The organism is Pseudomonas sp. KK18 (assembly GCF_037094675.1).
Taxonomy (GTDB): Bacteria; Pseudomonadota; Gammaproteobacteria; order Pseudomonadales; family Pseudomonadaceae; genus Aquipseudomonas.
Map to the genome: position 1 here is coordinate 5,073,006 of NZ_CP146605.1, position 12,165 is coordinate 5,085,170.

Sequence of the window (12,165 nt, forward strand, 5' to 3'; positions counted from 1 at the left end):
ACCGCTTTCGCGAGCAAGCCCGCTCCCACCATTGAACCGCATTGACCAGGAATGACATGCCCGCATTAAACGAAGAACGCCCCGACCCCGACGCCCTTCTCGCCCGAGTCCAGCAGGAAGAACAGGCCGCCTTGCGCGGCAAACTGCGTATCTACTTCGGCTCCAACGCCGGGGTGGGCAAGACCTGCGCCATGCTTGACGCGGCGCAACGGGAAGTCAGCCTGGGGCGCGACGTACTCGCCGGCGTGGTGGAAACCCACGGCCGCCAGGAAACCGCCAACCTGCTCAACGGCCTCGAACAACTGCCCCGCGCCCACCGCCTGCATCACGATTTCACCCTCACCGAATTCGACCTCGACGCCGCCCTTCAACGCCATCCCGCCGTGCTGCTGGTGGATGAACTGGCCCACAGCAACGTGCCCGGCTCGCGCCACCCGAAACGCTGGCAAGACGTGGAAGAACTGCTCAGCGCCGGCATCGACGTGTGGACCACCCTCAACGTCCAGCACCTGGAAAGCCTTAACGATCTGGTGAGTGGGATCATCGGCATTCGCGTGCGGGAAACCGTACCGGACCACGTGTTCGACAATGCCCACGAAGTGGTCGTCGTGGACCTGCCGCCGGATGATCTGCTGCAACGCTTGAAGGACGGCAAGGTGTACCTGGGCCCTCAGGCCGAACGTGCGTCGCGGCACTTTTTCCGCAAGGGCAACCTGCTCGCCCTGCGGGAACTGGCCCTGCGCCGCACGGCCGACCGGGTCGACACGCAGATGCGCGTGTACCGTCGCGAACAGTCGATCAAGACCCTGTGGCCCGCCCGCGAGCGATTGCTGGTAGGCGTGGCCGGTGACGCCGGTGATGAACGCCTGGTGCGAGAAGCCGCGCGCCTGGCGCAAAAGCTCGAGGCGGACTGGATCGTGGTGCACGTCGCCGCAGCCCAGGGCCGCGGCGCCAAGCGTTATCTCACGGCGATGAAAACCCTGGCGCTGGCCAGCGAATTCGGCGCCGACACCGCGACATTGCCGGGCATGGACGTCGCCGAAGCACTGGCCGCCTGTGCCCGGGAACACAACGCCAATCGCCTGGTGCTCGGCCATCACCCACGCCGGGCATGGCGGTTCTGGCATCAGTCGGTGAGCGACCGGATCAGCCGGCACCATCCGCAGATCGACCAGATCGTGATCGCCCATGGCATGTTGCCAGGCACTGTTCCTGCCATTGAAAAACCTACACCAGCGCCCGGCAGAACCCTGGCCTACCTCTGGTCCACACTCGCCTGTTTCACCGCCAGCGCCATCGCCGCGCTGCTGCTGCAGGTGTTCGACCTGGCCAACGTGGTGATGCTGTTCCTGCTCACGGTGGTGCTGGTGGCCCTGCGGTTTGGACGCGGCCCCGGCGTGTGGGCAGCGATGCTCGCGGTGCTGTGTTTCGACTTCTTTTTCGTCCAGCCGCGCTACTCGTTTACCGTCAACGACACCCAGTATTTCTTCACCTTCGCGTTGATGCTCGGCATCGCGCTGATCACCGGGCAGCTCACCGCACGCCTGCGCCACGAAGCGCGCACCGCCGCCGCTCGAGAACGTCGCGCAACCTCACTGGCGCGCCTGGCCCGGGACCTGTCGGCCGCGTTGACCGTGGAGCAGATCAGCGAAGTGGCGCTGCGCACCTTCAGCGGCGTGTTCGAGGCGCGGGTCGGCCTGGCCTTGCCGGACGCCGCCGACGGCGTGCACAGCGTGGGCGCGGGCGGGCTGCCGATCGACGACAGCATCGCCCAATGGACCTACGACCACGGCCAGTCCGCCGGCCAGGGCACCGACACCTTGTCCGCCGCCAAGGGCTGCTACCTGCCGCTCAAGGCGCCGATGCGCGTGCGCGGTGTGCTGGTGCTGGAACTGGCGCAAAGCGAACGCCTCAACGAGCCCGAAGAGCGCCGCCTGCTGGAAGCCTGCATGAGCCAATTGGCGATTGCCCTGGAGCGCGTGCACTTCGTCGAAGTGGCGCAAAGCACGATGGTGCAGATGGAAGGCGAAAAAATGCGCAACACCTTGCTCGCGGCGATTTCCCACGACCTGCGCACTCCCCTGACCACACTGATCGGCGCCGCCGACACCGCCCTGCCCCATGCGCCGCCGGGGCCGCTGACCGCGTTGCTGCACGGTATTCATGAGCAGGCGACTTCGATGCAACGCTTGATCGAAAACTTGCTGGACATGGCCCGCATGCAGGAGCGCGGTGTGCGACTCAACCGGCAATGGCATTTGCTGGAAGAGATCGTCGGCAGCGCCCTGCGCCAGTTGCGTGAACCACTGGCCCGGCATGTGGTGAACACGACGCTGGACCCTCAATTACCGCTGGTGGAAGTCGACGCGCTGCTGATCGAACGGGTGCTGGTCAACCTGCTGGACAACGCCGCCAAATACACCCCGCCTGGCACGGTCATCACCGTTACCGCCCGTTCCGTTTCCGACAGCATCCTGCTGGAAGTCAGCGACACCGGCCCGGGCAGCGCGCCGGCCAATCTGTTCGAACCGTTTGCCCGTGGCCAGCAGGAATCCTCGGTCGCCGGAATCGGCCTGGGCCTGGCCCTGGCCAAGCGCATCGTCGAAGCCCACGGCGGGCGCATCGAAGCCAGACCCGGCAGCGAGCGCGGCATGCATTTCGTCATCACTTTACCGGCGGGTACTCCGCCCCCAATGGACGCCCTATGAGCACTGCACGCATTCTGATTGTTGAAGACGAGGCCAACATCCGCCGTTTTGTCGGCATCGCCCTGCAGGATGAGGGCTTCCAGGTGTTCGAGGCCGACAGCGTCAAACGCGCGTTGATCCACGCCTCCAGCCGCCAGCCGGACCTGGTGATCGTCGACCTCGGCCTGCCGGACGGCGACGGCAAACAGTTGATCAGCGAACTGCGGGGATGGCTGGCGGTGCCGATCCTGGTGTTGTCGGCGCGGGATCGCGAAGAGGAAAAAGTCGCCGCCCTGGACGCCGGCGCCGATGACTACCTGACCAAACCCTTCGGCGTACCCGAGTTGCTCGCGCGCATCCGTGCGCAACTGCGCCGTCATGGGCAGACCGGCACCGTGGCGGCCACCAGCAAGGTGGCGTTTGGCGATATCGAGGTGGACCTGGCGACCCATGAAGTGTGGCGCCAAGGCCTGCCGGTGCACCTGACGCCCATCGAATACCGCCTGCTGTGCGCGATGATTCGCGGGCAGAGCCGGGTGCTGACCCATCGGCAATTATTGCTCGAGGTGTGGGGCCTGGATTACGTGGACCGCGCCCACTACCTGCGGGTGCACATGGCGCACCTGCGGCAGAAGCTGGAGGCGGACCCGGCCCAGCCGCAGTACTTCATCACCGAGTTGCAGGTGGGCTACCGGTTGGTAGGCTTGTGAACAAGTGTGCGGCAGCGAAGTCGACAAACACGCGGATCTTCGGCGAGAGATGCCGGCTGGACGGCCACAGGGCCCAGAACTGGCCCTGGTCATCGGAATGGCCGTCGAGCACGGTTTCCAGCTGGCCTTGGGCGAGGGCTTCGCGTGCCAGGAAGTCCGGCACGTAGGCAATCCCATGGCCGTCCATCGCGGCCCGGAGCATGGCCTCCATGTTGTTCAGGGTCAGCGCGGTGGGCAGGCGCAATTGGGTGATGGCCGGGTTGGCGGACAAGGTCCAGTCCATGATTTTGCCGGTGGTGGCGAAGCGGTAACGCAAGCACGGGTGATGCTCCAGTTCGCTCAGGGTTTCTGGCCGGCCGTTGGCTCGTAGGTATTGGGGCGATGCACACAGCACAAACCTGAACGGCCCCAGCTTGCGGGCCATCAGGGTCGAGTCCGCCAGGCCACCGCTGCGGATGACCACGTCGAAGCCCTCCTCGATCACGTCCACCAGATGGTCGTTGAAATCCAGCTCCAGTTCGATTTCGGGGTAGGCTTTGCGGAACGCCATCATGTGCGGAAAGAGAAAGCGATAACCGATGGTGGGCAGGCTGACCCGCAGTTTGCCCCGGGGTGCCTGCATCGCATGGGAAAGCATGGCGCGGGCGTCTTGCAGGTCGTCGAGAATTTTCCGACTGCGCTCGTAGAACAATTGGCCTTCGGCGGTGAGGCTGACCTTGCGCGTACTGCGGTGCAACAGCCGCACATTCAGTGACGCCTCAAGCTTGGCGACATTCTTGCCCACCGCCGAAGCGGAAATCCCCATCGCCCGGGCCGCGCCGGTGAAGCTCAGGGCTTCCGCGGTTTTCACGAAGGCGATCACGCCGCTCAAGTTATCGGTCACGTCATTGCATCCATTCAGTCCGTTATGAACGGAATGTAAGCCCGTTTATCCGTGATTGCATCCTGATTAGAGTCTTTTAATCTTCAAACTCGCGGGAATGCCCCTATGAACACGACAACCGAATCTGCGCCCGCCCATGGCCGATATTCCATCCTGGCGGCCATTTGCCTGGCCGCCCTGGTATTGCCCATGAGCTTTACCGGCGGCGCCGTCGCCACGCCCTTTATCGGCCAGGCATTTGCCGCCCAGCCCAGCCAGCTGGCGTGGATCACCAACGCATTCATGCTGAGTTTCGGCAGCCTGTTAATGGCCGCCGGCACCCTCGCCGACCTCTATGGGAGAAAGCGTCTTTTCTTGTGGGGCATGGCGCTGTTTACCGTGGTCTCCTTGCTGCTGGCAGTGGCACCGGGGATTTTCTGGCTGGATGTGTTGCGTGGCGTGCAGGGCGTCGCGGCGGCTACGGCATTGGCCAGTGGCTGTGCGGCGCTGGCCCAGGAGTTTGACGGCCATGCCCGCACCCGCGCCTTCAGCTTGCTGGGCACCACATTCGGTGCAGGCCTGGCGTTTGGGCCATTGCTGTCGGGGGTGCTGATCGAGCACTGGGGCTGGCGCTCGATTTTTCTCGGCACTGCATTATTGGCCGGTATTTCGCTGCTGTTTGCCGCGCCCAAAATGCGTGAAAGCCGCGACCCGCAAGCGCTGCGGCTGGACACCGCTGGTGTACTGACGTTTTCCGCGATGCTGGTGGCCCTGACCACGGCGGTGATCCTCGCGCCGGAGCACGGCTGGACGTCGCCGCTGGTTGATGCCCTGCTGATCGCGGCGGCGGTGTTTTTGCTGGTGTTTGTCCTCGTCGAAAACCGCTCCAGCCAACCGATGCTGGAGCTGCGGCTGTTTCGCTTCCCGCGTTTTATTGGCGTGCAGCTCCTGCCGATCGGTACCTGTTACTGCTACATCGTGCTGATCGTGTTGCTGCCCCTGCGGTTTATCGGTGTGGAAGGCGCCAGCGCGCTGGACGCGGGTTTGATGATGCTCGCGTTATCGGCACCGATGCTGGTGGTGCCGATGATCGCCGCATCGCTGACCCGCTGGCTCTCAGCAGGACTGTTGTGTGCCATTGGCTTGCTGATCGCGGCGGTGGGCCTGTGGGGATTAAGCCTGGCCAACCAGCCTGCGCAGACCATCGCCGCAATGCTGGTCATCGGGATCGGCACCGGGCTGCCGTGGGGTTTGATGGATGGTTTGGCGATCAGCGTGGTGCCCAAGGAGCGCGCGGGAATGGCGGCGGGGATTTTCAACACCACCCGCGTGGCCAGTGAAGGCGTGGCGCTGGCGATTACGATGGCGGTATTGGGCGCATTGGTGGCACATCACCTGAAGGGTCTCGCAGGGGCCGACGTGTCAGTGATTGCCCAAGGCCTGGTCATGGGCAACGTGCAACTGGCCTCGGCCGCCCTTCCGCCGGAAGCACTGCGCAGCGCCTACATCGCGGGGTTCAACACCTTGCTGCAACTGCTCGCGGGATTCACCGTGCTGACGGCGTTGGTGGTCCTGGCCTTCATGGGGCGAAACAGCATTGCACCCGTGCAAACCGAACCGGGCATTCAGTCGTTGAGCTGAATCCCAGGCACAAAAAAGCCCGCTCAATGAGCGGGCTTTCCGTGGTACCTGGCGTTCAGCGTTCCAGGTGACCTGAATATGGCGCAGCGGACGGGACTCGAACCCGCGACCCCCGGCGTGACAGGCCGGTATTCTAACCGACTGAACTACCGCTGCGCGTAACACATAAAGCGAATGGTGGGTGATGACGGGATCGAACCGCCGACATTCTGCTTGTAAGGCAGACGCTCTCCCAGCTGAGCTAATCACCCTTCACTTTCGGTGTGGGGCGCATTCTATAGCATTTTTCCGTAATGTCATGATTTAAATGCAATTTATTTAAAATATTTTGTCTTCGACCCCGCGCACCCCGCAAAACCGGCGCTTTGGGTGCAAACGCGAGTCTATTGCGTTTGCCCAAGCCTTGGCCCCACAATTAACAATTATTCTCAATAACACCTGGGCCGGGCCTTATGTCTGTGGGTGAACCGCCGTTCCAACGGGAGATTACCGAGCTGTACAGCGAGCATCACGGCTGGCTGTTCACTTGGTTGCGCCGAAAACTGGGCTGTACCCATAACGCCGCCGACGTGGCGCAGGACACCTTCGCGCGGATTCTGCACGCCCGCGAGTCGGTGACCGCCATCCGCGAACCCCGCGCCTATTTAAGTACCACCGCCAGGCGGCTGATCATCGACCAGGCACGGCGCAAGCAGATTGAGCACGCCTACCTTCAGGAATTGATGCTGACGGTGGAAACCCTGGAAGGTTTCCAGTCGCCCGAACAGATCCACACCACCCTGGAAGCCCTCGAGCACATTGCCTTCATGCTGGAAGGCATGCACGACAATGTGCGTCAGGCGTTTGTGCTGTATTACCTCGAAGACCTGACCCAGCAGCAAATCGCCCGCCACCTGAAATTGTCGGAGCGTACGGTACGCAAGTATTTGATCCAGGCCCTGCTGCATTGCAGCCACAGCGTGGATATCTGAACCGCACATGCCCGCCTCCCGCCAACAGATCGATGAACAAGCCGCCGAATGGATGATTCGCCTGCACGAAGGTGAATTGACCGAGGCCCAGCGCCAGGCGTTCGAGCGCTGGAAGCAGCAAGGCCCGCAACACGCCGCATCAGCAGCGCGCATGGAAGATGTGATTGCGCGGATGCAGGCCCTGCGCGGGCAAAAGGCACCGGCCCGGGCGGCCTTGAGTGCGGCCTTTCCCCGGCATGGGAAGGCGCGCAAAAACTACGTCCGCGCGTTGGTACTGGCCTGCAGCCTGGGCCTTCCCGCCATGGCGCTGCTCTACAGTCCTTATCCACAACAATGGATGGCCGATGTGCACAACGGTCCCGGCGAATGGAAAACCCTGCGGCTGGCGGACGGCTCGACGCTGACCCTGAACGGCATCAGTGCGGCGAATCTGCATTTCGACAGCCGGCAGCGCCGCATCGAATTGCTGCGAGGCGAGATCCTGGTGGAAGTGGCCCACGATGGCGAACGGCCATTTGTGGTGCAGACCGCCCAAGGCATCCTGCGCGCCCTGGGTACGCGATTTGTGGTCAGGCGCGAGGATGACGTTACGGTGCTGAGCATGCTCGAATCCCGCGTTGCCGCCCAAAGCGCGAATGGCCAGCAGACGCTGGAAGTGGACGCCGGCTCACAGGCGCGGGTCAGCAAGGATGCGGTGCGGCTCTCGGGCAGCGTCGATACGGCGAGCATCAATGGGGCCTGGCGCCGCCATCAACTGGTGGTGGATAACCGACCGTTGCCGGAAGTGCTGGATGAGATCGCCCGTCACCGTTCGGGCCGCTTGCAGTTTGATCGCGCCGCACTGGCCAGTCTCAAGGTCTCGGCCGTACTTCCCCTGGATGACACCGACCGCACCTTGCAGATGCTGGCTCAAACCCTGCCGATCACGCTGAAAACCTTTACGCCGTGGCTGATGATCGTCAGCCCGGATACCGAGAGCAAAAAATAATTATCCAAATTGTTTCCGCTTTGTTTAAAGCTACCCGTCAAGGAAGGTATATCGATAACTAAAGGACTGCCATCGTCATGCCGCTCCCTTCCAAACCCCGCAGACGCCTGCTGAGCAGCGCGCCGCTGACCCTCACACTGCTCGCGACGACGCTGCTCAATACCCATCTGGCCCAGGCCGATACGGTAAACGTCGCGGCCCAAGCCTACGACATACCTGCAGGGCCGCTGGGCGCCACACTTAACCAGTTCGCCCAGCAAGCGGGCGTGGCTATCGTGTTCCAGTCCCAGAACCTGCAGGGGCTGAATGGGCCGGGGCTGAAAGGCACTTATAGCGTGGACGCAGGGTTCGACAGGCTGTTACAGGGCAGCGGCTACCGCGTGATCAAAGGTGATCAGGTGTACGCGCTCGAAGCTGACCCTGCCGCCACCGACGCCATGGAACTAGGCCCGACCCAGGTCAGCTCCAACCAGTTGGGCAACGTTACTGAAGGGACTGATTCCTACACTCCAGGCAGCATCGCGACTGCGACGCGGCTGGTGCTGACCCCCAAGGAAACCCCGCAATCGGTGACCGTCGTCACCCGCAAACACATGGATGACTTCGGCCTGAACAACGTCGACGACGTGATGCGCCACACCCCGGGCATCACCGTGTCGGCCTTCGACACCGACCGCACCAACTACTACGCCCGCGGTTTCTCCATCAATAACTTCCAGTACGACGGCATTCCTTCCACCGCGCGCAACGTCGCCTATTCGGCGGGCAATACCCTGAGCGACATGGCGATCTATGATCGGGTCGAAGTGCTTAAAGGCGCCACCGGCCTGCTCACGGGTGCCGGCTCATTGGGTGCCACGATCAACCTGGTGCGCAAGAAACCCACGGCTGACTTCCAGGGCCATGCCAGCCTCGGCGCGGGCTCCTGGGACAACTACCGCAGCGAACTGGACGTCAGCGGCCCGATGACCGAAAGCGGCAACGTCCGTGGCCGGGCCGTCGCGGCGTATCAGGACAAGCGCTCGTTCATGGACCGTTACTCGCGCAAAAGCCCGGTGTACTACGGCATCATGGAATTCGACCTGTCCCCCGACACGATGCTGACCGTGGGCGGCGACTATCAGGACAGCCTGCCCACCGCCTCGAGCTGGTCCGGCAGTTTTCCGCTGATCAACGCCAATGGCGATCGCAATAGCGTAAAGCGCTCGTTCAACAACGCGGCCAACTGGAGCAGTTGGGAGCAATACACCCGTACCGCCTTCGCCATGCTTGAACATGACCTCGGCAACGGCTGGGTGACCAAACTGCAACTGGACCACAAGATCAACGGCTACCATGCACTGATGGCTTCGATTCAGGGTGACGAGCCCCGTGCAGACGGCACCGCACATGTCACTTCGCAAAAATACACCGGGGAAACCGTCAGCGACTCCGCCGACCTGTACGCAAGCGGCCCCTTCAGCCTGGGCGGCCGTGAGCATGAACTGGTGGTGGGGGGCTCCATCGGCATTTCGGACTGGAACGGCAAGGGCTACTGGAACCTCGCCCCCAACCTCGTCGACTTCAATAACTGGCACGGCCACGCCCCCCAACCTTACTGGGGCGCGCCGCAGCAATACATCGACGACACCATTCGCCAGACCGGCGCCTACATGACCACACGCCTGAACCTGGCCGATGACCTGAAGCTGCTGCTCGGTGGCCGCGTGGTCAATTACCACCTGACCGGCAATAACCCGTCCTACCGCGAGACCGGACGCTTCGTACCGTATGTCGGCGTGGTGTATGACCTGGATGAAACCTACTCGGTCTACGCCAGCTACACCGATATCTTCATGCCCCAGGAGAACTACAACCGCGACCGGCAAAACCAGTTGCTTGAGCCGGACGAAGGCCAAAACTACGAGCTGGGCATGAAGGCTGATTTCTTCGACGGACGCCTGAACGCCAGCGCAGCGTACTTCGAGGTCCATGAAAACAACCGCGCCGTTTCCGACGACGACTACAACAACCTGAAACCTACACCGCAGAACTATGCCTACAAAGGCACCAAGGCCGTCACCAAGGGCTACGAGCTTGAAGTGTCCGGCGAGTTGAGCCCGGGCTGGCAGATTCAGGCCGGCTACACCCACAAGGTGGTGCGTGACGACCAGGACCAGAAGATTTCCACGTTCGAGCCCGAAGACCAGGTCAAGCTGTACACCACTTATAAGCTCAAAGGCGACCTGGACAAGCTGACCGTCGGCGGTGGCGTGCGCTGGCAAAGCGTGGGCTGGCAGGACATCTACAACACCCCCCATGGCGGTTATGAAGAGTTCTCCCAGGAGGCGTACTGGCTGGTGGACTTGATGACCCGTTACCAGATCACCAAGAACGTGTCGGCGACCCTGAACGTCAACAACATCTTCGACAAGTCCTACTACACCAACATCGGCTTCTATAACTCCGCCGCTTATGGTGAGCCGCGCAACTTTATGGTCACCACCCGCTGGGATTTCTGAACCCAATCAAAAACGCCCCCGATCACGGTACATGATCGGGGGCGTTTTTCTGACTGATGGTTTTAGCAAACCCCAGACAGCAAAAAGCCCGCTCAATGAGCGGGCTTCCTGTGGTACCTGGCGTTCAGCGTTCCAGGTGACCGAATATGGCGCAGCGGACGGGATCATAACTCATCCTCTAAATCATTGAAAGCTTCAGCTTTCTGTCGCTCAGCATACCGCTGATGGACTTGATTATGTACTCATTATTTTAAGTTGGGAATTACGATGCTCAGCGACTCTCTGAATGGCCCGAATAGATTACTTTGGACCAGCTTGACGTTCGCGAGCACCTGATACGTCTTGGTAACGTCAAAACCTCGGAGCCGGAACCCAGTCGCTATGTAGTGGTCGACTGATCCCAGCCAGATGTAGCATTGCCCATTACCGTTGCTGCGGCTCTACGTAAAGCAGTTGACTAAAGCCAGAAATCGGCCAATTGCGGACATTCCGTGCTAATCACTGTAGGTCAATGATCATGCGTTCGGTTTCAATCGAATGCCTCGCAATCGTAGCCTGCCGTCTCAGAGTTCAAACTTCCGGCTCTCGCCAACCCTGCAAAGCGTGCCAAGGCGTTCAAGCTGACCAAAGCTGCCATTAGTGACCGACTGCTTTCGAGCTCTGAATAGTTACTCGTTAGGACATATGTAAGCACTGCGTTTTTTCCCCCGCCCCACGAACAAGCACCCGAGCAGCGTCGGCACATCCAAGCACTACAGACACCACCCACACACTGCGCACCACATCAATGCGTAACACCTGCTATCGCACGCAATTAGCGCACCTCTCCCGACTTCCCATCCTCTCCTACGCCCCTATTCGCGCAAGCTACCTCCTGGCACGCTTCATGCTCTTGTATTAATATTCAAGTTACTTGAATAACAATTTGAGGAATTCAAGGGGAATACCAATGACGCGTTTCACTCTAAAAGCACTCTCGCTGTCGCTCGTCACGCTGTGCAGTATTTCTCTAGCGCACGCAGACGATTTGCTGCAGCGCATCAAGCAGAAAAACGAGATAGTCGTTGCCACCGAGGCGCGTTTCGCGCCGTTCGAGTCGGTAGAAAATGGCAAGATTGTCGGCTATGGCGCAGACCTGATGCATTACGTACTGGATGCTGACTTGCCCGGCGTTAAGGTGCGCCAGCTCGATCTACCGTTCCAGGGGATTTTGCCAGGCTTGGATACCCGTAAATTCGACTTCGTCGTGACATCAGTGACAGTCAATAAAGCGCGTTTTGAGCAATTCGCCTTTACCGTCCCCATTGCCGAGTCCACCGTTGCATTGCTCAAGCGCGCCGACGATAACAATATCAAGGCATTGACCGACTTGAACGGTCGGGTGATTGGCTCTCAGGCAGGTTCCGGCCAGCTGGCAGTGCTACAAGCACTGGACACCAAGCTCAAAGCTGAAGGCCAACCGGGCCTCAAGCGGATCAAAGAGTATGTGAGCTTCGATGAAGCTTATGCGGATCTGGCCAATGGTCGTCTCGATGGCGTGGCACAGTCGCTTTCCAACCTAGGCCCATTGATGAAAGCTCGTCCGGGGCTTTTCACAACGCTGCCGGAGATGGTGGGTCCAGTGACGTATTTCGGCTGGGTCGGTCGCAAGGATGCTGACAGCGCAAGCCTGGTGAAGCTATTTAGCGAGGGCATTGCCCGTGCAGGAAAAGATGGCACCTTAAAGACGCTGCAAGATAAGTGGTTTGGTTTCACCATGGACTTGCCTGCTGATGCCATGCCAGTACCGAGCATCTGAGCCGCTG

General features: G+C 61.1%; 8 protein-coding genes and 2 tRNA genes. 7 read left to right on the forward strand and 3 right to left on the reverse strand.

Features of this window, described 5'->3' with window-relative positions:
• Positions 1 to 56 precede the first annotated feature (56 nt).
• Positions 57 to 2,708 (forward strand): sensor histidine kinase KdpD, encoded by a 2,652-nt coding sequence (locus V6607_RS22675; protein ID WP_102606160.1) that lies wholly within the window; start codon positions 57 to 59, stop codon positions 2,706 to 2,708.
• Complete coding sequence (locus V6607_RS22680) at positions 2,705 to 3,397, forward strand: response regulator (protein ID WP_003219430.1); 693 nt, start codon at positions 2,705 to 2,707, stop codon at positions 3,395 to 3,397. Before V6607_RS22675 ends, V6607_RS22680 begins: the two co-directional genes overlap by 4 nt.
• Here the strand turns inward: V6607_RS22680 and V6607_RS22685 are convergent.
• The gene (locus tag V6607_RS22685) at positions 3,357 to 4,280 is read right to left on the reverse strand and encodes a LysR family transcriptional regulator (RefSeq protein WP_134327071.1); all 924 of its coding nucleotides are present in this window, start codon (positions 4,278 to 4,280) and stop codon (positions 3,357 to 3,359) included. The two genes, V6607_RS22680 and V6607_RS22685, sit on opposite strands and share 41 nt — an antisense overlap.
• Before the next feature lie 105 nt (positions 4,281 to 4,385).
• Here V6607_RS22685 and V6607_RS22690 point away from each other — a divergent pair, with 105 nt between their 5' ends.
• Entirely contained in the window at positions 4,386 to 5,900 is a 1,515-nt protein-coding gene (locus tag V6607_RS22690) for an MFS transporter (RefSeq protein ID WP_338740741.1), read from the forward strand.
• A gap of 79 nt (positions 5,901 to 5,979) precedes the next feature.
• Here V6607_RS22690 and V6607_RS22695 read toward each other — a convergent pair.
• Together V6607_RS22695 and V6607_RS22700 are read right to left on the reverse strand one after the other, a co-directional pair.
• Positions 5,980 to 6,056: transfer RNA gene (locus V6607_RS22695), tRNA-Asp, on the reverse strand.
• Between the two features lie 19 nt (positions 6,057 to 6,075).
• Positions 6,076 to 6,151: transfer RNA gene (locus V6607_RS22700), tRNA-Val, on the reverse strand.
• A gap of 201 nt (positions 6,152 to 6,352) precedes the next feature.
• Between V6607_RS22700 and V6607_RS22705 the strand changes: the two genes are divergently transcribed.
• The 4 genes from V6607_RS22705 (at position 6,353) to V6607_RS22720 (ending at position 12,158) form a co-directional block, all read left to right on the forward strand.
• Complete coding sequence (locus V6607_RS22705) at positions 6,353 to 6,871, forward strand: sigma-70 family RNA polymerase sigma factor (RefSeq protein ID WP_087695262.1); 519 nt, start codon at positions 6,353 to 6,355, stop codon at positions 6,869 to 6,871.
• A gap of 7 nt (positions 6,872 to 6,878) precedes the next feature.
• The gene (locus tag V6607_RS22710) at positions 6,879 to 7,859 is read left to right on the forward strand and encodes a FecR family protein (protein ID WP_134327073.1); all 981 of its coding nucleotides are present in this window, start codon (positions 6,879 to 6,881) and stop codon (positions 7,857 to 7,859) included.
• 77 nt (positions 7,860 to 7,936) lie between these two features.
• Positions 7,937 to 10,360, forward strand: coding sequence for a TonB-dependent siderophore receptor (locus tag V6607_RS22715; RefSeq protein WP_087695264.1), 2,424 nt, complete (start codon positions 7,937 to 7,939; stop codon positions 10,358 to 10,360).
• A 949-nt stretch (positions 10,361 to 11,309) separates the two neighbouring features.
• A complete protein-coding gene (locus V6607_RS22720; RefSeq protein WP_042558395.1) occupies positions 11,310 to 12,158 on the forward strand; it encodes a transporter substrate-binding domain-containing protein in 849 nt (282 codons plus the stop codon).
• Positions 12,159 to 12,165: the final 7 nt, after the last annotated feature.

Bases quoted from the DNA above. Each gene is read 5' to 3' on its own strand.
- V6607_RS22675 (WP_102606160.1), top strand. From the start codon at position 57: ATGCCCGCATTAAACGAAGAACGCCCCGACCCCGACGCCCTTCTCGCC.
- V6607_RS22680 (WP_003219430.1), top strand. From the start codon at position 2,705: ATGAGCACTGCACGCATTCTGATTGTTGAAGACGAGGCCAACATCCGC.
- V6607_RS22690 (WP_338740741.1), top strand. From the start codon at position 4,386: ATGAACACGACAACCGAATCTGCGCCCGCCCATGGCCGATATTCCATC.
- V6607_RS22705 (WP_087695262.1), top strand. From the start codon at position 6,353: ATGTCTGTGGGTGAACCGCCGTTCCAACGGGAGATTACCGAGCTGTAC.
- V6607_RS22710 (WP_134327073.1), top strand. From the start codon at position 6,879: ATGCCCGCCTCCCGCCAACAGATCGATGAACAAGCCGCCGAATGGATG.
- V6607_RS22715 (WP_087695264.1), top strand. From the start codon at position 7,937: ATGCCGCTCCCTTCCAAACCCCGCAGACGCCTGCTGAGCAGCGCGCCG.
- V6607_RS22720 (WP_042558395.1), top strand. From the start codon at position 11,310: ATGACGCGTTTCACTCTAAAAGCACTCTCGCTGTCGCTCGTCACGCTG.